Annotated in this window: 16 protein-coding genes; 3 read left to right on the top strand and 13 right to left on the bottom strand. The window is 67.3% G+C overall.

Annotated elements, in window-relative coordinates:
* Positions 1-10: 10 nt before the first annotated feature.
* From KIH77_RS08530 to KIH77_RS08500, 7 genes are all read right to left on the bottom strand, one after another.
* Positions 11-2,020 carry a DUF2207 domain-containing protein gene (locus tag KIH77_RS08530; protein WP_219100947.1) on the bottom strand — a complete coding sequence of 670 codons (2,010 nt, stop codon included), beginning with the start codon at positions 2,018-2,020 and terminating at the stop codon, positions 11-13.
* Between the two features lie 5 nt (positions 2,021-2,025).
* Positions 2,026-2,577 carry a LemA family protein gene (locus KIH77_RS08525; protein WP_219100945.1) on the bottom strand — a complete coding sequence of 184 codons (552 nt, stop codon included), beginning with the start codon at positions 2,575-2,577 and terminating at the stop codon, positions 2,026-2,028.
* Positions 2,578-2,608: 31 nt separating this feature from the next.
* Positions 2,609-6,727: a transglutaminaseTgpA domain-containing protein gene (locus KIH77_RS08520; RefSeq protein ID WP_219100943.1), complete on the bottom strand. Its 4,119-nt coding sequence runs from the start codon at positions 6,725-6,727 to the stop codon at positions 2,609-2,611.
* A 28-nt stretch (positions 6,728-6,755) separates the two neighbouring features.
* Positions 6,756-7,751, bottom strand: a complete 996-nt coding sequence (locus KIH77_RS08515; RefSeq protein WP_236024585.1) for an AAA family ATPase — start codon at positions 7,749-7,751, stop codon at positions 6,756-6,758.
* Between the two features lie 141 nt (positions 7,752-7,892).
* The gene (gene groES, locus KIH77_RS08510) at positions 7,893-8,186 is read right to left on the bottom strand and encodes a co-chaperone GroES (protein WP_109136942.1); all 294 of its coding nucleotides are present in this window, start codon (positions 8,184-8,186) and stop codon (positions 7,893-7,895) included.
* A gap of 172 nt (positions 8,187-8,358) precedes the next feature.
* Positions 8,359-9,870: a hypothetical protein gene (locus KIH77_RS08505; protein ID WP_219100941.1), complete on the bottom strand. Its 1,512-nt coding sequence runs from the start codon at positions 9,868-9,870 to the stop codon at positions 8,359-8,361.
* A gap of 342 nt (positions 9,871-10,212) precedes the next feature.
* On the bottom strand, positions 10,213-10,881 hold the full coding sequence (locus KIH77_RS08500; protein ID WP_219100939.1) for a GNAT family N-acetyltransferase: 669 nt from the start codon (positions 10,879-10,881) through the stop codon (positions 10,213-10,215).
* A 130-nt stretch (positions 10,882-11,011) separates the two neighbouring features.
* Here KIH77_RS08500 and KIH77_RS08495 point away from each other — a divergent pair, with 130 nt between their 5' ends.
* From KIH77_RS08495 to KIH77_RS08485, 3 genes are all read left to right on the top strand, one after another.
* Positions 11,012-11,710: a 5-formyltetrahydrofolate cyclo-ligase gene (locus KIH77_RS08495; protein ID WP_236024584.1), complete on the top strand. Its 699-nt coding sequence runs from the start codon at positions 11,012-11,014 to the stop codon at positions 11,708-11,710.
* Positions 11,711-11,776: 66 nt separating this feature from the next.
* The gene (locus tag KIH77_RS08490; protein WP_219100937.1) at positions 11,777-11,962 is read left to right on the top strand and encodes an FmdB family zinc ribbon protein; all 186 of its coding nucleotides are present in this window, start codon (positions 11,777-11,779) and stop codon (positions 11,960-11,962) included.
* A 161-nt stretch (positions 11,963-12,123) separates the two neighbouring features.
* Positions 12,124-12,783: an SAF domain-containing protein gene (locus tag KIH77_RS08485; protein WP_219100935.1), complete on the top strand. Its 660-nt coding sequence runs from the start codon at positions 12,124-12,126 to the stop codon at positions 12,781-12,783.
* Here the strand turns inward: KIH77_RS08485 and KIH77_RS10490 are convergent, their stop codons facing one another.
* The 6 genes from KIH77_RS10490 to rplJ all read right to left on the bottom strand — a co-directional run bounded on the left by KIH77_RS10490 (position 12,784) and on the right by rplJ (position 20,485).
* Positions 12,784-13,092 carry a hypothetical protein gene (locus tag KIH77_RS10490; RefSeq protein WP_236024582.1) on the bottom strand — a complete coding sequence of 103 codons (309 nt, stop codon included), beginning with the start codon at positions 13,090-13,092 and terminating at the stop codon, positions 12,784-12,786.
* Between the two features lie 13 nt (positions 13,093-13,105).
* On the bottom strand, positions 13,106-16,741 hold the full coding sequence (locus KIH77_RS08475; RefSeq protein WP_219100933.1) for a PDDEXK-like endonuclease domain-containing protein: 3,636 nt from the start codon (positions 16,739-16,741) through the stop codon (positions 13,106-13,108).
* A 5-nt stretch (positions 16,742-16,746) separates the two neighbouring features.
* Entirely contained in the window at positions 16,747-17,829 is a 1,083-nt protein-coding gene (locus KIH77_RS08470; RefSeq protein WP_308283322.1) for a variant leucine-rich repeat-containing protein, read from the bottom strand.
* 105 nt (positions 17,830-17,934) lie between these two features.
* Positions 17,935-19,293 carry an MATE family efflux transporter gene (locus KIH77_RS08465; RefSeq protein ID WP_236024595.1) on the bottom strand — a complete coding sequence of 453 codons (1,359 nt, stop codon included), beginning with the start codon at positions 19,291-19,293 and terminating at the stop codon, positions 17,935-17,937.
* A gap of 174 nt (positions 19,294-19,467) precedes the next feature.
* Positions 19,468-19,848, bottom strand: a complete 381-nt coding sequence (gene rplL, locus KIH77_RS08460) for a 50S ribosomal protein L7/L12 (protein WP_109136935.1) — start codon at positions 19,846-19,848, stop codon at positions 19,468-19,470.
* A 115-nt stretch (positions 19,849-19,963) separates the two neighbouring features.
* Positions 19,964-20,485, bottom strand: a complete 522-nt coding sequence (gene rplJ, locus KIH77_RS08455) for a 50S ribosomal protein L10 (RefSeq protein WP_219100931.1) — start codon at positions 20,483-20,485, stop codon at positions 19,964-19,966.
* Positions 20,486-20,771 lie beyond the last annotated feature (286 nt).

The raw sequence follows: 20,771 nt of genomic DNA, 5'->3' as shown, positions 1-20,771 counted from the left end.
TCCGGCCGGGTCACCGGCCGCCCATGCCGCCTCCTCCGCCGCCGCCGGAGGAGCCTGAGAAACCGCCTCCGCCGAAGCCGCCGCCCGACGATGACGTCGAGGGGTGGGCAAGCTCGGTGACCGCGCTCTGGATGTCGTTGAAGTTGCCGGAGAGCATCTGCCCGAGGTCCGGCAGCGACATGGCCGGACCGGCGCCGCCGGCCATCGAATGATGGAACGTGGAGTAGACGACCGGACTGGAGTCCCAGGTGCCGTCCATGAACGCCGGGTCGCGCAGCTGCGGGTAGAGGGCGTGGAGCTGGCGGATCACCTGGTCGCTGATGCCGAATGCGGCGGCGTAGACGAGGTAGAAGTCCCACATCGCCAGGTCGGGCACGCCGCGCTTGGAGAAGTCGGAGAAGTCGAGCATGTAGCGTTTGAGGCCTTCGAGCCTGCCCGCCACGAGATTGCCTTCGGGGGTGAGCGTCTCGGATTTCGCCTTCGCCATCACCGTCACGCACAGCACGATCGCCGTGGTGATGACGGCGCCGGCGAGCAGGGGCCAGTCGAGGGCGATGAATCCGAGCATGGCCAGCATGCCGATGCCGATGGTCACGGCGCAGGGGACGACCGTGTACCGCTGGGTGGTCGTGGTGTAGTGGCCGGCGCCGTATTCCATGGCGACCTGGTCGCGGTATCCGGCGAAGAGCCCGTCGAAGGCGACGTAGTCGGCCTTGCCGGCCTGTTCGAGGTCGTTCATGGTGAATGGGCGGCGGTAGCCGGCCCCGGCACGTTGCAGCACGGCATACAGCGCCTGTTCGCTGCCGGCGAGCCGGGCGGCGCGCGATCGCGCCGGCTCGCGCAGGGTGATGAGCACATCCTGCGCACCGTACTGGCCGGCGGGCCGCATGGTGAGGCCGATCCACCTCTTGTGGGCCAAAGACAGCATGGTGGCTGCCATGCCGTTGCGATCGGCGCCCCTGCCGGCGCCGCCCATGGCGATGAGCTTGGCGGCCACGGCCGGGGAGACGCCCGGATCGTCGCGCCAGTACGTCATGTCGCCCCGATAACGGGCGAGACGGCGCGAAGTCCGAATCGCCCAGACCGTCCAGGCCAGCATGGCGAGCATGAGGATGAGGCTTGCCGCGCACAGGGCGATGGTCATGTGGTTGCGTGACTGCACCTTCGCCTGCCAGGCGTCGGCCATGCGCTGCTCGGCGGCGGCGATGTCGCCTGAGGTCTTGCCGCTGCTGCGCTTGGCGTTCTCGACGTATGCGGCGGGGAATGTGGCGTGCACCTCCAATGGCATCTGCGCGGGCATCGGTTCGGCGTGGAACCGTATGACGCCGTCGTCGCCGATGGTCAGTTCGGAGGGCGAATGCTCGAAGTGCAGCCAGGCGCGCACGTCGTCCTTGGCGAGGGCGCGCGACTGCTGCCTCTGCACGCTGGTGGGGATGGTGATCTCGCCGTTGACCTGTTGGGCGTAGATGCCGTTCGAGGAGTCGAGGAACTGCCAGTTGAATTCGGCGCCGCCGTCCGAAAGCCGCGTGATGGCGTTCTTCACGCGGTAGCTTACGTAATAGGTGGCGCGTCCGGAGTCGGTCGGCGGGATGTTCCAGCCGAGTTCCGTGGTGTCGGTGCCGGTTTTCGTCAGATAGTAGGTGCCGGCAAGCGCCTCGTATTGGTCCTCCGGCACGTTTTCCGGGTCGGCGAGGTCGGTCTGCCGGTAGCTGTGCCGGTCGGCGTCCCGCACGCTGACGTCGGTGATGCCGTCGTAGACGTTCGGACGGTCCTTGAACGTGCGGAAGAGCTGATGCCATGGCCGGGTGTCGCCGCTGGTGTCCTCGCGCGTCTCCATGGCCACCTTCCACGTCTCGCTGACGAGCATGTCGCCGTTCGGCTGGATGGCGACGTCGTAGCGCAGCGAGTCGAGCGTGAGCGGCTCGTTCTGGCCGGCCACGCCGCAGGACGCCAGTCCAAGTATGCACGCCGCCGACAGCAGTACGGCGGCTACGGTCCGCCCCCAACGCCTTGCACCCATGATGGCTAGAACCGCACCTGGGGGACGGCGCGTGCGGACTCCTCCACGGCGAAGAACTCGCGCGGGGTGAAGTGGAACATGCCGGCGATGATGTTGTTCGGCACGGTCTGGATGCCGGTGTTGTATTTGAGCACGACGTCGTTGTAGAACTGCCGGGCGTAGGCGATCTTGTCCTCCAGCGCCTTGAGCTGCGCCTGCAGGTCGAGGAAGTTCTGGTTGGCCTGCAGCTGCGGGTATGCCTCGGCCGTGGCCATGAGGTTCATCAGCGCCTGGCCCACCTGTGTTTCGGCGGCCGCGCGCTCGCCGGTGGTGGTGGCCGCGGCGGCGCGGGCGCGGGCGTTGGTCACGGCCTGCAGCGTCTGCGATTCATGGGATGCGTAGCCTTTGACGGTCTCCACGAGGTTGGGGATGAGGTCGGCGCGCTGTTTGAGCTGCACGTCGATCTGCGCCCATCCGTTGTCCACCCGGTTGCGCAGCGTGACCAGTCCGTTGTAGGCGGCGATGGCCCAGACGACCAGCACGACGACGATGACTGCGATGATGATGCCGATGATCATGGCTTCTCCTTTGAATCGGCGGCTGTTCCCATTATGGCCTACGATGCGGCAGGGATGGGGGAAGCAGCGTCATGGCGGCGCGGCGCGCAACGCCTGCCGCTCCCCCGTATCGCTTACGACACATGGCATGGAACGTTTGACGGATGCGTTCGAGATCGGCGACGAGCGACTCGCCGGCGTCGGATCGTTCCCCCGCTCCGTCGGACGATTCGTCCGTGACCGGCTTCGAGAACGTGAGCCGTACGGCCTGGTCGGCAACGTCGGCGATGCACCGACGTATGTCGACGATGTCGTCGGCATCATCGTCATCGCCATCAAGGGCGGTCATGATGGCCGCGACGACGTCGGCGTCGGTGGCGCCGGGTGCCCATCGTATGCCGTGGTCCCAGGCGGTGTCGGTCAGTTCGCGCCATGCCAGACGCGGCGCGTCGGCGTCGCCGGCGCGGATGCGCGCGTATCGCCGGCGGCGGCGGAGTCTTCGCGCCCACATGCCGGCGGTCACGCCGCCGTATGCCAGCAGCATCAGCACCAGTATTTCCGCGGCCCGTATGCCGTACCGGGTCATCGCCGATCCGGCGGCGGTGGTCCCGCCGTCCGTCGGGGAGTCGTCGCCCGCCGCGCCCGCCGACGTGGAGGATCCGCCGGCGTCGGCCGGGGAGGACGCCGTGCCGGAGGCGTGGCCCGGGGCCGACGAGCCGGTGGATGTCGATGCCCGCGCGCCGGCCGACGCATCGTCGCCGCCCGTCGTATCGGATGACGTGGTCGACGACGGGGCGGCCGTCGTCTCGTCGTCGCTGGCCGGCGTCACGTCGAACGGCACCCATCCCAGGCCGTCGATGTAGGCTTCGACCCAGCTGTGCAGTTGGCTGCTCGACACGCCTATCGACCCCCCGGACGTCTCCCCGGAGCCGGGGGAATAGCCGAGCACCATGCGGGTCTTGACGCCCATGGCGCGGCCGAGCACCGCCAGCGCGGACGCGTAGTGGGCGCAGTAGCCGGTTTTGCGGTCGAGGAAGTCGCCGATGATGTCGAGGTTGTTCCGTCCCGACCCGTCGGGGGCGTCGAGCGAATACGAGAATCCGCCGGTGGTGAAGTGGTTCACGAGGTATCGCATGGCCGCGATCTGCTCGTCGGCATCGCGCCCATGCGTGGGGACGCCCTGGCTGGCGGCCTTGCCGACGACGGCCATGACCTGGTCGGGCAGACGCGACGGCAGTGCGTCGTAGCCTTGCGGCGCCTGCGACCCCCAGTCGTAGGGGTCCTCGTATGCCGTGCCGCCGGAGGAGCCCGAGAGGGTCATCATCACGAATTCGTCGTCGGGCAGGGCGTCCGCGTATGCGCCGGTCCCATAGGCGCGGGCCTGCCGCATCATCCACGAGGGCGGATTGGTGTCGATGACGTATTGCTGGACGGTCTCCCCCACGTCGCCGTCCGTCGAATCGTCCGCCACCGGCGTCGCCACCAGGACGCGGGCTTTGCGCGCGTCCAGGCCGTGCTCCCGGATGAATGCGGCGGAGAATCGCACGCCGGCCTGGGAGACCTGGCCGACGACGCGGCCGTTCGCGTCGGTCACGGTCTCGTCGTCGATGATGCGGATGGTGATGAGCTGGCGTTGGCGGGCCTGTTCGGCCTTGCGCTCCAGTGCGGTCAGGGCGGTGATGCGACGGAAGTCCCGCACCGATGCGATGGGCGCGAGATACTGGCCTTCGGCGGTGTATCCCATGCCGGTCTCGGTGCCGCCGGAGGTGGAGTATATGGCGGCGTCGCCGCCCTGACGCCAGCCCTTGCCCATGCCGGATGCGGTGACGCCGCCGGCGGGCACGGGCAGGAACCGCGACCGCAGGTCCTGAATGGTCACAGTGGTCCTCACATCGGTGAGGGGGATGTCCTCGGCGGTGGCGGCGTCGCCGAGAATGTCGAGATAGCGGCTGATGGGCGTGCGGCTGCTGAAGAACGCGGAGTATCCCAGCTGGATCTCACCCTGCCATCGTCCATCGGCGTCGCCGCCCGCGGTGCCGCTGTAGAAGTCGCCGGCGTCGCTGAGCCGTTTCGAGAACGACCAGGTGTCGCCGTTGAAGTCGTCGAGCGTGGCGAGGCGGAAGTAGAGGCGTTGGCGGCCCGTGTAGGTGAAGGCGGTGACGCCGGCGGTCTGGTTGACGCCGCGTTTGAGGTCGACCATCGGGTTGATGGTGCTGTTGGAGAACAGTCCGCCGGAATCGCCGAGCGGGATGTCGACGCGTTGCGCGACGACCACGGCGGAGGGCGTCAGCGTGGCCGTCACCGCCATGACCACGACGGTGGCGACGAATGGCACGGGCGCGGGAAGGCGCCGGCCGTGCGCGGCCCACAGCAGGATGACGGCGAGCCCCGTGCAGGCCACGACCAGCCACAGGTCCGGCTCCTGGCCGAGCCATGCGTAGCCGACGGCCATGACCACCAGGGGCAGCAGCGCGCAGAACGGCCAGAGGGACCGTACGGCGAGCAGGCAACGCAGCACCACGACGGTGCCGGCGACGACGAGCAGCAGCAGTACGTCGGCGTCGTCGGTGATGGTGACGGGCACGTATTGCTCGTAGATCGATATGGCGCCGTCGACGATCATCGTGCGGGCGGCGTCGAGGAAACCGCCGGGCGTGGCGGGATACGGTGTCGATGGCGCCGCGGCGGCCGACGAGACGAGGCCACGATGCACGCGGACGCCGGCCGTAGCCGCACCGGCGAGCAGCACGACCAGACTGACGACGGCGCAGCGCATGGCGCGGACCGCGGCGCGGCGGGCGGGTATCGCCGATTCCACGCCGATCGCGGCGAACGCGACGGCGGCGAAGCCCGACCACCAACCGGCGGAGAACAACGCCGTCGTCTGCCATACTCCGATGGCGAGCGCGGTCGGCATGGCCAGCGCGGCGATGACCGTGGCGGCAATGGGGTAATACGCCGTTCCCTCCCCAGATGTGGCGGGGCGGGCAGCGGCCGGCTCGGTGCGGGCAGGGGCGCTCCGGCCCGGCGTCTCCTCCCCCGCGGCCCCCTTGCCCCGTATCCGCCGGACGGTGCTCCGCCCTTCCGGCAGCAGGCCGCGCAAAGCGGTCGTGAAATCGCTATCCCCAGAATTATCCCCGTCGTCCACAGCCGGTGTGGACGGACCTGAACGTACGGCCGAATCCGGTGTGAGCACCAGGGCCACGGCCCGCGGTCCCATGGCGGCGAGTCGTTCGGCGACGGACACCGCGCGGGTCGGCGCGTCGGCGAAGTCTTCGATATTACCATTCCGGCCGGGTGCATGGTCGCCGGGCTGCGCCGCGGCGAGGAACCGCCGTATGGCATGGGCGTCTTCGGCGATGTGGACGCCGTCCGTCACCGTCGCCCGTCCGCCGGCGGCCCACGTGGCCTCGCAGCGGCGCATCGCGGCGGCGAGACAGGCGTCGAACGCGTCGCCGGCCGGATCGTCGGCCCAGGTGTCGACGACGATGAGCGTATCGGCAGGCATGTCGCGGCCGCCATCCCGGGTCATGAGCTCGCCGCGGTGCGCGGTCTGCCGCCATGCGATCATCCGCCATGGGTCGCCGGCCTCGTACGCGCGCACGCCGGCCGTGTCCATCCGTTCCGCGCGGCCTGTCGTCGTCGACTTCGCCGTCGCGTCATGGATGGCTGCCGATTCCGGGTCGGCGAGATTGCACAGCTCTCCGCCGTCGTCCGCCACGACGCGGACCCTCCACAGGCCGAAGGCGCCGACCCATGACGCGGCGACGGAGTCCAGACGGTACAGCCCCCGCGACCGCGGCCGCTCCCCCACGAACCGTCGTATCGGACGATCGTATTGGTCGAGCCGCGTCCACTGCCCGACGATGGCGGCGTGTCGTGGCAGCAGCCATGTCCGCCACTGCGTTCGCATGCCTCGTCGATCGGCGGCCGGCCGTCCTTCGCCGCATCGTCGCCGGTATCGGCGTCGGGCGTCGGCAAGGCCATGGCCCGATATGGTCGATGCCATCAGCCGTCGTTGGATGACGGCAAGCGGCAGCGAGAGCATCGTCGTCGTCAGGCCCGCGATGGCCATGGCCATCAGCGCGGTGCTGTCCACGGCGAGACCGAGCACCGCCGCCGTCGCCGCCAGCGCGGCCACGACGACGCAGCGGGCCGTGGGTCTGAGCAATCCCCGGCGATGGGGTCTCCCGCCGCGTCTACGCATGATCGGCACGCGGCGCGGGAACACGGTCCGTTATCTCGGCGAGGATGTCCGCCGCCGCACCGGTCGTGAACGACGACGGCATGCCGGCGGACGCCCGCAATACGAGACGGTGGGACAGCACGGGAACGACCAGCGCCCTGACGTCATCGGGCGTCACGTAGTCGCGATGATGGATGACGGCGCGGGCCCGGGCCATGGCCAGCAGGTTGAGCCCGGCTCGCGGCGAGGCCCCGAACCGGACGTCGGCATGGTCACGGGTGGCGCGCACGATCGCCACGATGTAGTCGGCCACCGGTTCGGCCACGTACACGGCCCCGGCCAGACGCTGCGCCTCGAGCACATCCCTCGTGGAGCAGACCGGACGGATGCCCGCGAGCGGGTCGTTCGCATGGTCGGCGAGCAGCATCGCGCGCTCCGCCTCGCGCGTGGGATACCCGAGCGACGTGCAGGCCATGAACCGGTCGAGCTGGGCCTCCGGCAATGGATACGTGCCCTCCAGTTCGATGGGGTTCTGCGTGGCGAACACCAGATACGGCTCCGGCAGCGCATGGGTGACGCCGTCCACGCTGATCTGCCGTTCGGCCATGGCCTCCAGCATGGCCGACTGCGTCTTGGGATTCGCACGGTTGACCTCGTCGGCGATGATGATGTTGGCGAACAACGGGCCGGGATGGAATTCGAACCGTCGGGTCGTCTGGTCGAAGATGCTCACACCGGTGAGATCGGACGGCATCATGTCGGGGGTGAACTGCACACGGTGCACGTCGCCGCCGACGCATTGGCCGAGCGCACGGGCCAACGTGGTCTTCCCGACGCCGGGCACATCCTCAAGCAGCAGATGGCCTCCGGCGCACAACACGGTGACGGTGAGCTCGATGACGTCGCGCGAGCAGGACAGGGCGGCGTCAAGCGCGTCGATGATCGTCCGCGGCATCGCCGATGACGACGCGGACGACATCGCCGCACCGGCCGGTTCGGAAGCGTTCATGAGGTCCCCAATCATGACGAGATGTTCTACCCAGACTAGCAAGATACGGGCCGGCACGATACCGGCCGCCGGACCGGCGGATAAAAAACTCCCGCCGACGGGGCGGGAGTCATGCACGAGAATTCAGACGATCTCGGGCAATCAGTTCAGGATGCCGAGGACGTCGCGGGCGGAGACGATGAGGTAGTCCTCGCCGCCGTAGTTGACCTCGGTGCCGCCGTACTTGGAGTACAGCACCTTGTCGCCGACCTTGACGTCGACGGGGATGCGCTCGCCCTTGTCGTCACGACGGCCCGGGCCGACGGCCAGGACTTCGCCCTGCTGCGGCTTCTCCTTGGCGTTGTCCGGAATGTACAGACCGGAAGCGGTCTGGGTTTCAGCAGCGGCCTGCTTGATGACAATCTTGTCTTCCAACGGTGTGATAGCGATCGACACTGTGGGCCTCCTCTTTCATAAGAGAACATTCGGTACAATTCCCACGCCAGAACGCCGCCGAGAGGCTGACGATCACTCGGGTGAACGTCCCTTTGCGCTATTCGTTATGGTAGCGCGAAATTAGCACTCTGCCAACTCGAGTGCTAATCGGGTTTGCCGATAGCGAAGCCGCTCAGCCCCGGCGACGGGCGAGAACGGCGTCGACGTCGGTGCCGAGGGATTCGCCGCTCGCCTTGGGGACGCTCACCTTCTCCTCGCGACGGGCGGTCTGGCGCTGGCGCCGCTGCACGGCATGGCGCTCCTCCACCTTCTTGGCGTCGATGAGCTGCTCCATGGCATCGTCTTTCACCGTGGCATCGTCCTTCGCGGACGCATCGCGTTTCGCCGAAGCGTCGTCTTTCCGCGCGGCATCGTTCCCCGCCGCGGAAGCGCCGTCACGATGGTCCGGACGCTGCGCGCGCGGCTTGCTGCGCGAGACGGAACGGGCGAGCGCCGACTGCCAGATGTCCCCCGGTTTGGAGGATCCGGCCTTCGGACGGGCCTTCGCCTGCGGCTTCGGTTCGGCGGCTTTCGCCTTCCCGCCCTGGGACGGTGCGGAGGCCTGCGAATCCTTACGGGCGGGCTCCGAACCGGATTTGACCGGCTCGGCGTGGGCCACCTGCTTGGTCGACTTGATCTCGCGGCTCTGCGGTTCGGAGACCGCCACCTCGTTGCCGTGACGAGGCGAGCCCAGGGAGAAGGAGATGAGGTCCTGGTTGGAGGCCAGCTCGAAGGCGTCCAGCGGATGCGAGGGCGAGACCTTCGTCAGCTCGGTGGTGTAGTCGTCCGGCTCCGCGGGCTTCGGCTCACGCACGGGCTTCGGCTGGGTCTTGGCCGCGGCCTGCTGTGCCGGTTTGGTCGGGGAGGCCACGGGCTGGGCGGACGGCTTCGGCTGCTGCCGAGAAGAGTTCTCCGGCTTCGTCGGCTGTGCGGGCCGCTTCGCGGCCTCGGCCTCCTGCCGACGTCGCTCCTCGGCCGCGGCACGGGCACGGCGCTCCCGTTCGGCGGCCGCCTGGGCCTCGGCACGCTGACGTTCGGCGGCCTCGCGACGCTTCCGCTCCTGCGCCGCCTCGCGACGGCGACGCTCCGCCTCGGCGCGCTTGCGTGCGACGACCTCCTCGCGGGCCTTCTGGTTGGCGGCCTCGACCGCCGCACGCTGACGTTCGCGCGCCTCAAGCGCGGCCTGCTTCTCCTCCCTGGCCTGTTCGATGGTCCTGCGAATCTCCTGCTGCGACATCGCATAGGTGGCGGAATCCTCGGCGGACGGGGTCTTCTCTGCGGTCCCCTCCTCGGCGTTCCGCAGACGCTGCGCGGCGCGCATGGCGGGGGTCTGCTGCACGGCGGCCTCCTGACGGGCCTTGTTGCCGCGGGCGGCCTTCTTGGCCTTCGCCACCATATGCTCCCATTCGCGGGCCTGCCTCGACGCCCTGGCCCCCAAGACCAGCACGGCCGCGTCCAGCGCCACGGGAATCAGCGCGAACAGCGGGCTGAAATGCAGGGACAGCGCCAATACGAGCACCACGATGGCGACGACGGCGAGGGAAAGCACCAGAACACGCCTCCTGCGTATGGCGTCACGACGCAGCGCGCGAACATGCGCGATCTTCTTGTCGTCAAGTCTGGCGGCCTGCCCGGAAGACTGCATTGCTGCCCCTTTCCCGACGATGTTCCCGTGTCTATCGCCGAATTGCATGCCATCGTCCATATCGATGATATGCAATGATGCAGAATATCGGTCGGAACGATGCTCCATCGCGTTTTTCATGCTTCGCGTGGTTTTCCACGGCTGCAGCCCGAAGACGAGTATCGCGATGATCGCCCACAGTACAATACTGGCGAGCGAATCCAAATCCATGTCCTCTACGATAAGGTACGCCCATGAAAAAACACTTTCGTTCATGTCGCGTGTGTCGAAGACCGACACAGAGTCCGCACATCGCACCCCGTCGGCGGGCATGAACGGGGTTCCCCACACGTTCCAGGACCTTCACCGGGCCGTGTCTGCGCCCCTCCCGCGAAGACGGTCGACGACATGCCCCCGAAGGTCGGAATCCAGCAGCGTGTAGATGTCATGGTCGCGCCATCGCCCGTTCACATACATATAGTCGCGTCGCACGCCCTCGTGGATGAGGCCGAGCTTCTCCGCCACACGCCGGGAGCGCGCGTTCTCGGGCAGGATCGCCACCTCGATGCCGTGCAGCCGCGGGCCGGTCTCGTCGCTCAGCGCCCAGTCGGCGAGCAGCGCCAACGCCAGCGGCGCATAGCCGTGGCCCACACAACGCCGGTCGACCCAGTAGCCGATCGTCCCCGTGCGCATGGAGCCATAGCATATGGCTCCCAGGGAGATCTGGCCGACGATGCGGCCGCCGACGATCATCAGCATGATGACGCCCCGGCCGGCCTGCTCCGCCCGACGCTGCCTGGCCACCCACTCATTGAACGTGATCGTCGGACCGTTCATCGGATCGCCGGAATCCCAAGGCCTCAGCCAGTCGTCATTGAACCGTCTGACCTCGCTCCACTCGTCCAGGTCATCCAACGTCATGGGTCTGAGCGACAGCGCGGCGAACCCCTCGGGCGCACGCAGCCTCGCGGGGATGTGGAAGTCGGCGTTGCCGGTCTCGGACGGAACATGCTTGGAGAACAGACGGAACATGCCTCCCATTATCCCGCCACGACGTACAGGCGTGTCATCGTACGGCGTGCGAGACGACGGGCGGCCCATGGACGGCGGCGATGGTAGAACCGTGACCATGGACCATATGCGGACGCCGGCGACGGACGGCATGAACGACGGGAACCTTGCCGACGACAGAAACCTTGTCGACGGCAAGAACCACAACGGCAACAAGGACGACGCCATCGACATCGCGGACATCATCACGGATGACGTCATGGCGCGCAAGACGGCGCTGCGCCGCGCCGCGTTCCGGCGCCGGCGCGCCGTCGACGACGACGAGCGCCGTCGGTCCGGCGCGCTGCTCGCCGACGTCGTCGAACGGTCGGGCGTCCTCGACGGCGTGCATACGGTGGCCGCCTACGTGTCGATGGGCACCGAGGTGCCGACGACGCCGATGCTGCGCATGATGCTCCGGCGGGGGCTGCGGGTGCTGGTGCCGAGGCTGGGGTCGGGGCGCGACCTCGGCTGGGGCGTGATGGACGACGTCGACGCGCTACGCGGCGCCGGCGACCGTCGCCCCGACGAGCCGGCCGGCGCCGTGCTGGACGCGGACGCCATCGCCCAGGCCGACCTGGTCGTGACGGCGGCCGTGCTGGCGGACCGCACCGGCGTACGGCTGGGCCGTGGAGGGGGATGGTACGATCAGGCGCTCACGCGGCGCCGTGGGGGCGTGCCGGTGATCGCCGTGGTATGGCCATGGGAGCTGGTCGACGGCGGACTGCCATGCGAGCCGCACGACCAGCGCATCGACGGCGTGCTCACGCCGCAGGGGTATGTCGTCTGCGATGGTCATGGTTTGTCATAGTCGCGGCTAGGATATGAACAGGCTTCATGGCTCGCGACGTAAGATTTTTTGATTTTGGAGGAACTTGTGCCTACGTATCATTACCGTTGCAAGAACTGCAACTACGATTTCACCGAGCAGCAGTCGTTCAGCGACGACCCCATCACCGTATGCCCGAAGTGCGGCGAGGAGCAGGTGCGCAAGGTGTTCGCAGCCCCGTCCATCGAGTTCAAGGGCTCGGGCTTCTACCGCACCGATTCCGGCAAGCACTGATTCGGCCGTCATGCCGGGACGCGTTGGCTAAATCACCTGACGCGTTTCATGCAATCGTTGACAACGTTGGTTTTCCAAGGCTGATTCACGTTCATCAACATTGTCGGCTCGGATAGACAAGGCATATCCCCATCCTTCATGCTGGGGATATGCCTTTTTTCATGACCACAGCAGGAAGCCAGCCGGGCAGCGGCGCATCCCGTCGCCGGCGCGCCGGCGAGACGCTGCGCCGTCTGGCGATCGCGTTGTGCTGCGGGTTCGCGGTCTGGTTCGCCCTGCAATGCGTGATGTCCACGGTGGCCACCCGTGCCGTCGTGGTGACGGTGCGCGGCATCACGCGCGGCGACGTGATCGGCGACGGCGACGTGGCGGTCCGGCTGGTGCCGGACTCCGATGCGATGGGTCATGCGATCGGCGATGTGCGGCGGGTGGTCGGCGACGTCGCACGGGTGGATATCGAGGCCGGTGCACCGGTCATCCGCGGCATGACGTCGTCCGAGCCGGTCTCCTCCGACGGGCGTACGACGTTGGAGGTGGCGTTGGCGAGTGCGCCGGATTCGCTGACCCCCGGCGACACGATACGGCTGGTGACGACCGGGGAGGGAGGTGATGCGACGACGTCGAAGACACGGGCGAGGACCCTGGCCGACGATGTGCTGGTGATGAAGACCCCGCCGCGGGATGACGACGATGGCGCGGGGCTGCTGTCGGCCGACGCGGCCGATGGCCGGCGGACGGTGATGGTCTCGCTGACGCCCGATGAGGCGTTGGCTGTTCTGGGCGCCCAGGAGGCCTCGCCCATTCTCGCCGTGGAACGCTAGCTAGCGGCGTCCCTCGGCGTCGAACTTCCCCCAATGCGGGGGAAGTTCATTGAGGATGCGCCTGTCGTCGTCGGCGGCCTTGTCGAGCCGTTCGCGGCGGGCCTCCGGGTCGGTGGACGATTCGCCGCCGTCGAGGAACCCGTCGGCGTCGAATCGTTCGGTCCCACGGAACACCACGCGCCGGTGCCGGCGGCGCGCCGGATGCCGCGGTGCGGTGCCGGACGCAGCTGCCGGGGTGTCGGTGGCCGTAGCGGCCGGGGTGTCGGTGTTCGGGGCGCTCAGGCCTTCCGGGGTGTTCGGTTCGTCCATCGTGGCGTGGCCCCTACCGTTCGTCGCCATAGATCTTGGCGAGCCGGCTGACCACGCGGTCGACCTCCTTGTCGGGGTTGACGAACGCGGCAACGCTCCAGACGGCCATGACCGACCATCCGAGGGATTCGAGGTCCTCCATCATGAAGCGGTGGCGCTGGCGCGTGGACGGGATGGACATGAACTGCGGGTCGTCGGTCATGACGGCAAGCGAGAACGGCTTGTTCGGCAGGCCGATGGCGAGCGGGATGCACATACCGCCGTCGAACCCGTAGTTGACGGCCACGTTGAGTCCGCGGGCCCGGATACGTTCGGCGAGGTCCTCGAGCAGCGTGCTGGCCTTGACCGGCAGGGCGTGGGGCCTGGGCACGGTCACCTGGGTGAGGTTCTCGCACCAGACGAGCAGCTTCTTCATCAGCTGCGGGCCGGGCTGGCGCAGGCGTTCGTCCTCGAGGTCCTTCGAGCCGAAGGCGGAGACCACGTCCACGTGCGCGTGGGCGAGGGCGAGGGCGTCGAGCAGCATGTCGGCGCCGCCGGCGGATTCGAGCACGGGGCCGAACTGCTGGAGCATGCGGCCGTGCGTGGTCCTGGCGAAGCCGAAGGTGATGATGACGTCCGTGGACTCCATGCCGCACACCTCGTTGAGCCCGATGATGCGCACGTGGCGCAGGAACTTGCGCAGGCCCGCGTCCTTGGAGCTGCGCGCCTTGAGCTCGGCGCCGATGCGCTGGCGATGCGTCGGGCACATGGTGACGATGGTGAGCAGATAGGACGACGGGACGATGGTGAACCCGCCGGCACGGTTGATGACCAGCTCCACGACGGCGTCGATTTCGTTCTTCGTGCTTTCCACGATGCCGGTGACCACCGAGGGCACGCCATTGGCCTCGACCTTCGTGTAGCTGACGCCGAGCTTCGCGTTCGGCACGCCGAGCGCCATCGGCACCTTGCCGTAGCCATGGGATTCGAGGAACTGGGCGACGCGCAGGTCCCGGCGGTCCGGGCGTTCGAGCAGCCGCAGCGGCTTGAGATGCTCGATGAGCATCTTGACGGCGGGCGAGGAGACGGTCTCCTTGTGGGCGAGGATGACCACCTGGTCCACGCGCGCGAGCACCGACAGCAGCTCCAACGGGTCGACGTGCGCGGCCGAGTCGATGATGGCGATGTCCGCCAGACGCTCCAGCGACGTGTTCGCCACAAGGGAGGCGGGCGACGCCACGAGGATCGGCTTGGTGGCGGTGAGGATGTTCGGGTAGTCGCGGCGCAGGCGTCCGAGCGGCACCGGCGACGGGCTGGCGAGCAGCGTGTGCAGCTGGTTCGCCTCGTGCGAGCGCGAGAACAGCAGCTCGCTCAGACGCTTGGTCATCTCCTGGTTGACCATGGGCCCGATGGACGTCACATGCTCCGCATCCACCTGGCTGAACCGTTCGGACGCCGCCGACAGCACGGAGCCGTCCTGGTTGGAGATGATGGGCGACGAGCGCACGATGAGCTCGAAGATCGTGGTCCACCAGGCCAGCTGGAGCTCGCCGGCGGCGGCGTCCTTGGTCACGTGGCGGTTGCGCAGGTCGTCGACCAGTTCGCCGAGGCCGTTGTCGCGGAAGTCGCGCTCGAGCATGGCGCGCTCGGGCAGGGTGTCGAGCGAGCGATGGTCGTCGAACAGACCCTGCAGGCGGGCCTCAAGCGCGGCGAACGGCACGGATTCGAGGTCGGCGCCGTCGGGTGTGGTGGCAAGCACGGAGTTCAGGGCGGTCAGGTCGGAGGTGATGTCGTCCTGCGTCTCGATGATGTCGTCGAGCTTCGGCGGCAGCACGGGCCAGCCGCCGCGGGGCACGAAGAGCCGCCACTGGTCCGCCTGCTTGGAGACGATCACGAGGGCGTCGTGCAGGTCCTCCACCTGCGCGCCCACGCGCAGCAGGCTCTTGGCCTCCTTGATGTGGCGCCGGCGGTCCCAGAAGCCCATGGCGGAACCGGACGCCTTGCGCTCGGCCTTGGACTTCGAGGCCTCGATCATCGCGGCGATGTCGCGTTCGAAGATGGCGGGCTGGAACACGTCGAGCACGCGGCGCAGGTTCTTGAGCACCACCACCTGGCGGCTCCACTCCTGCATGGTCTTGGGGATGGGGAACCCGCAGGTCTCCACCACGGAACGGATCTGCTCGCGCACGGCGGGCAGCAGCGTCTCCAACAGGCGCACCACGCGCTGGTAGGCGTTGACGGCCTCCTGCTCGCTGTAGATGGAGGCCCGGTACCAGGAGGTGTCCTCGGGGCCGATGCGGAATTCGCCGAGCTCGCCGGCGCGGACGAGCTTCTCGCTCCACTCGTCCATGGCGTTGCCCAGTTCGCGCGCCGTGTGCTCGCTCAGGCGCACGTGCGTGGCCGGGTGGGTGGGCAGGGCGGAGATGCGGGCGAGGTTCTGGATGGTCTCATAGGCGGAGACGCCCCACTCCTTGTTCTTGCCGTGCAGGTCGCCCAGATACCGGGTGAGGCGCGAGCGCACGCCCACGAGCTCGTCGGCGAGCTGGTCGAAGTGGGAGCTGGCCGTGCCGGGCTGGTATCCCACGGCGGCGATGAGCTGCTGGTCGATGGCCGAATTGGAGGCGTGGTCGCCGATGTCCAGCATGAGGCCCGCGATCTCGTTGCGGGCGATGCGGCGCATGAAACGGCGCTTCTGGCTGGGCACGCACGGCACGTACAGCACGGTCTTGCCGTTCATCACGGCACGGCTCGCGATGCCGGCGGAAATCATGTCGGAGCTGCGGCCGGTGGGCAGGTCGACGAACACGGAGGCGCCGGAGGACACGATCTGCGCGGCGTAGCGGGTGGCGTTGTCGATGTCGCCGATCTCCAGCTCGTTGTGGGGGTCGCCGTCGTAGGGGCTGAACGTCGGCACCGGATAGTCGGCGAGGAAGTCCGCGGCCTTGTCGTTGCCGGCGAGCGTGTCGAGAAGATCGTTGCCCGTCAGCCCGCGGCGCATGCGACGCAGCAGCGCTTCGCCCTCCTCGAGGAACAGCGTGGACGAGTGGATGAAGCAGCCGAGGATGATCTCGCGCTCCACGACGAAGTCCTCCACGGAATCGCCCACCAGCGACGTGATGCGGGAGAACAGCGCGGACGTCTCCGGGGAGCTTTCGGAATACTGCGAGGTGTCGAGCAGGCTGTCCTCGTCGAGCATGACGCCGTTCTCATGCATGGCGGAGACGAACACCGGGTTGATGTTCGCCGTGGCGGTGAAGCGGATCTGCGCGTGGGCGAGCGACTCCTCCCCCTCGCCGCGGTCCACGCGCACGGGGTAGAGCAGCAGCGGCATGGTCGAGCCCTTCCAGCTGGCCACGCCCACGGCGAGCGACAGCTGCGCGTCGCCGCTGAGGTTCTCCACGGCGGCCTGGTCCTCCAGCACGCGCGCGAGCCGGTGCTGGCCCGCCCTCAGCATGCCGCTGTCGCGGAACAGGCTGCTCAGCTGCACATGGCCGCTGGCGAACAGCTGCGCCACCCCGGAGGGGTGCGCATGGGTGAGGTCGAGCCTGGCCTCCAACTGGGTGAGGTCCTCCACCGGAGAGGGATTGTGGTCGTTGCGGTATTCCTCATACCAGGACTGCACACGGTCGATGGCCTCGGCGGACACCGAGGCTTCAGCAGCGTTATTCATTCGTTCTATTCCCCTTTACCGGCCAGATAATCCTGATATCCCTGATTGCCCTGCAACGCCCGGTCGACGTCGTCGTTGCCCTGCAGCTCCAGCCACGAATAGAGATCGGGATACAGTGAAGGATTCAATGCGAGGAACGGCAGCAGCTCGCGCTGACGCGCGATGTCGAACTGCATGTCGTAATCACGGGTAGTCTTGGCTTCGTCCGAGGTGAACCCACCGGCCTCGATCACCGGTTCGGGCTTGTTCAGCTCGCCCTTGGACAGCCGTTCGAACACCGACCCCGGCTCGAACACCGGGGTGAATCCGGTGGAGGCGCTCTCCGCCCCGGCCGGCGCGGCGTCACCGGCGGCGCCCGGCCGGAACCGGCTCATGGCATCGGCCCCGGCATCCGGGGAGGCGGCCACGGGTGCGGCCACAGGCGAGGCCGTGTCCGGCGTGGCTTTCGGACCGCCGATGACCTCGGTCACGGCGTCCTGCACGGCGGCGCCCCCGGTCGCGGAGGCATCGGATTCCTGCTGCCTGCGGGTCTCGGCAACGACGCGGTCATGCAGCGCGTCGATGCGGCTGCGCACCTTGGCGGTGCTGAGCAATCCGGTAGGCTCCCCCGCACGCAGGTCGAGGATGTCGTCCACGCTCATGTCGGCGGGGGTCGTCTCCTGCTGCGCCTCGCCGCCCGGCGCCGCATACGCGAACAGGTCGGAGACCTTCGTGCCCTCGTCCTTCGGCCGGGCGGGGACCCTGAGGAAATCGACCGGCACGTCGCCGAGCTGGAACCGCATGGTCGACCGTGGCAGCTGGAACTCCTTGCTCGCCGGCACACGCATCAGCTCGCCATCGTCACGCACCACGTAGGTGCCGTTCGTCGACGACAGGTCCTCGATGCTGGCGACGCCGGCATCCGTCACGGCGAATCGCACATGGCGTTTCGACATGGACTTCGTCGTGTCGTCCACGTCGAGGCGACGCACGCCCTCCTCCTCGGCGACGGGACGCAGGGGCTTGCGGCCGATGACCACGGTCTGCCCCGCATCGACACGAATCTCGTCAACGCCGTTGACTTTGATGAGCCACTGCTGGTCAATCACAGAACGAGCCTCCTCTACCGTTGTGGGCACCTTTGATGCCGGACACACTTATGTCAATTGTGGCACGGCACGTCGGCTTTCCCCCATTATTGCAACACACCCGTCTCACATCTGCACATTGAGGCGTTTCAACACGCGGTATTGCAGGGGAATCGTCGTGAGGAACGTCAGGATGTCGGCCACCGGCTGCGCCGCCTGCACGCCGAGCAGGCCGCATGCGTGCGGCAGCACGGCGATCAGCGGCACCAGGTAGACGCCCTGGCGGCATACGCCCAGGAACGAGGCCACGCCGGTCAATCCCATCGTCTGCTGCATCATGTTCGATATCATGTTGCAGCCCATGATGGGCAGGCTCGCGCATTGCAGCCACAGCGCCACGACGCCGATGCGCACCACGTCGGGGTCGGAGCGGAACAGCTCGATCAGCTGCGGGGCGAACGCGGACAATCCCACGGAGAACCCGATGAGGATCGCCGTGCTCAGCCGGATGCAGAACCAATAGCCCTGTTTGACGCGGGCGAACAGCCCGGCACCGTAGTTGTACCCGCACACGGGCTGGAAGCCCTGGCCAAGCCCGATGATCACCGAATTGGTGAACAGCATGAGCCGCATGACGATGGCCATGGCGGCGATGGCGGCGTCGCCGAACGGATTGGCGGCGAGGTTCACGCAGGTGGTGGCCACCGATCCGACGCTCTGCCGCAGCAGCGACGGCAGTCCCCCGCCGATGACCTCGCGCACCAGCAGCATGTTCGGGCGGAACTGCCGCGGCGTGAGCTTGAGCACCGCGACCGTGCGGCACATGCCGACCAGTATGGCGAAGCTGATGGTCTGGCATATCGCGGTGGCGACGCCCGCGCCGAGGATGCCGAGCCGTGCGCCGAAGATCAGCGCGGGGGCCAGCGCGATGTTGAGCACGGCGCCGAACACCAGGCCCACCATGGCGTACGCCGAAAGCCCCTGGTACCGCAGCAGCCCGTTCATGGTGAACGACCCGCACACCATGGGCGCGGCGACGAACAGCGGCGTGAGATACCGCACCGCATACGGCGCGATGGTGTCGGTGGAGCCGAGCGCGAACACCAGCGGATGCACGAGCAGCAGCCCGCATACGGCGAGCAGCGTGCCGAACCCGACCGACCCGAAGAAGCCGATGGCCATGAGCCGTGCGGCGCGGGCCTCGTTGTGCTTGCCGAGTTCCCTGGACATGGAGTTTCCGGCGCCGTTGCCGAAGAAGAAGCCGATGGCCTGCATGACGGTCATGATGGAGAACGCGATGCCGATGGCTCCGGACTGCGAGGTGCCGAGCTGGCCGATGAAGTACGTGTCGGCGAGATTGTAGATCATGGTGACCAGATTGGAGACGACCGCCGGCAGCGCGAGCCGCATGATGAGCGGCTTGACCGGCCGGCCGGTCATCTGCCGGTATTTCTCGTCCGCCTTCGCCCGTCGCACGCCATGCATCGCCGTCTCGTCTGCCTCTGCCACGCCCGATAGTGTACGCCGGGCGCAGACCATTGGCGAAAATTCCGAGGGTTCTTCCCGCCGCATATGCGAAAACCCCGTGCCGCGGGATTCCACGGACACAGGGTCTGACGAAATCAAGCAGTGAACACTGCGCGGCTCATGCCGCGAGAATCACTTGAGCTCGACGGTGGCGCCAGCCTCTTCCAGCTGGGACTTGGCCTTCTCGGCGTCTTCCTTCTTGGCGCCTTCGAGGACCGGCTTCGGAGCGCCGTCCACGAGAGCCTTGGCGTCGGCCAGGCCCAGGGAAGTGATGGCGCGGACGGCCTTGATGACCTGGATCTTCTTGTCGCCGACGGCGGAGAGGATGACGTCGAACTCGGTCTTCTCCTCCTCGGCCGGGGCGGCGGCGCCCGGAGCGGCAACGGCGACGGCGGCCGGAGCGGCGGCCTCGACGTCGAACTTGTCTTCGAAGGCCTTGACGAACTCGGAGAGCTCGACGAGGGTCATTTCACCGAAAGCATCAAGAAGCTCTTCGTTGGTGAGCTTAGCCATAATGGCTTCCTTTCATTCAATGGCGGCCGGGAGTTTTGTTAAGGTGAAATCCGGTCACCGAAAATTTTTATATTGATTATTCAAGCGGCGAGATGCCAGTCCGTGTGGACGGGAATCAGGCGGCCTTCTCCTGCTTCTCGCGCAGAGCGTCCACGGTGCGGACTGCCTTGGTCGGCAGGGCGACGAAGAGCTGAGCGGTCTTGGTCTGTACAGCCTTGAGGGAGTACGCGATCTTGGACAGCAGGACCGGGCGGGACTCAAGGTCGGCGAGCTTGGTGACGCCTTCGGCATCGTAAACGGTGTCGTCAGCGTAGCCGCCCTTGACGATGAGCTGCTTGTTGGTCTTGGCGAAATCACGCAGGACCTTGGCGGCCTCGACGTAGTCACCCTTGACGAAGGTGATGGCGGACGGTCCCTTGAGGTACTCATCAAGACCCTCGATGCCAGCTTCCTTCGCGGCAATACGTGCAAGCGTGTTCTTCGCCACAGTGTAGGAAGTATCGCGGCCCAGCTTTTCGCGCAGATCGGTGATCTGCGGCACGCTCAGCCCGCGGTACTCAGTGAGGTACACGGCATCGGCGTCACGGAACTGTTCCGTGAGCTGTGCGATGACCTCAGCCTTTTCGGGCCTTAACATGGCGTTCCTTCCTAAGTCGGCCGTTGACCGGAGGAAGCCACGAAGCAATAAAAAAGCCCCGCACGCAGGCGGAGCAAACATCATCATCGGGCATCGCCATAATCATGAATCATGGCCATGCCGAAATCTTCCGAATCCGGAAGGTCAGCTTTCTCAACCTGCGTTGGCAACCTTCGAGAGGCTTGCGCCCCTAACCAACGGTCTGTGGTTTACAAAACAAGCAATATACACCTGATTCCCGACGACGGCAAATCCGCGACACGCCCGGAAGACGCGCGCCGATGCC

Origin of the sequence: Bifidobacterium pluvialisilvae (genome assembly GCF_019331695.1) — a bacterium.
GTDB classification, from domain to species: Bacteria; Actinomycetota; Actinomycetes; order Actinomycetales; family Bifidobacteriaceae; genus Galliscardovia; species Galliscardovia pluvialisilvae.
Note: the sequence above shows the minus strand (reverse complement) of the source record. Positions and strands in the feature narration are given on the sequence as shown.

Coding starts and splice junctions, on each gene's coding strand:
- KIH77_RS08505 (WP_219100941.1), bottom strand. CDS start 9,870: ATGCAGTCTTCCGGGCAGGCCGCCAGACTTGACGACAAGAAGATCGCG.
- KIH77_RS08525 (WP_219100945.1), bottom strand. CDS start 2,577: ATGATCATCGGCATCATCATCGCAGTCATCGTCGTCGTGCTGGTCGTC.
- KIH77_RS08500 (WP_219100939.1), bottom strand. CDS start 10,881: ATGTTCCGTCTGTTCTCCAAGCATGTTCCGTCCGAGACCGGCAACGCC.
- KIH77_RS08485 (WP_219100935.1), top strand. CDS start 12,124: ATGACCACAGCAGGAAGCCAGCCGGGCAGCGGCGCATCCCGTCGCCGG.
- KIH77_RS10490 (WP_236024582.1), bottom strand. CDS start 13,092: ATGGACGAACCGAACACCCCGGAAGGCCTGAGCGCCCCGAACACCGAC.
- KIH77_RS08475 (WP_219100933.1), bottom strand. CDS start 16,741: ATGAATAACGCTGCTGAAGCCTCGGTGTCCGCCGAGGCCATCGACCGT.
- rplL (WP_109136935.1), bottom strand. CDS start 19,848: ATGGCTAAGCTCACCAACGAAGAGCTTCTTGATGCTTTCGGTGAAATG.
- KIH77_RS08530 (WP_219100947.1), bottom strand. CDS start 2,020: ATGGGTGCAAGGCGTTGGGGGCGGACCGTAGCCGCCGTACTGCTGTCG.
- KIH77_RS08515 (WP_236024585.1), bottom strand. CDS start 7,751: ATGAACGCTTCCGAACCGGCCGGTGCGGCGATGTCGTCCGCGTCGTCA.
- rplJ (WP_219100931.1), bottom strand. CDS start 20,485: ATGTTAAGGCCCGAAAAGGCTGAGGTCATCGCACAGCTCACGGAACAG.
- KIH77_RS08465 (WP_236024595.1), bottom strand. CDS start 19,293: ATGCATGGCGTGCGACGGGCGAAGGCGGACGAGAAATACCGGCAGATG.
- KIH77_RS08495 (WP_236024584.1), top strand. CDS start 11,012: ATGAACGACGGGAACCTTGCCGACGACAGAAACCTTGTCGACGGCAAG.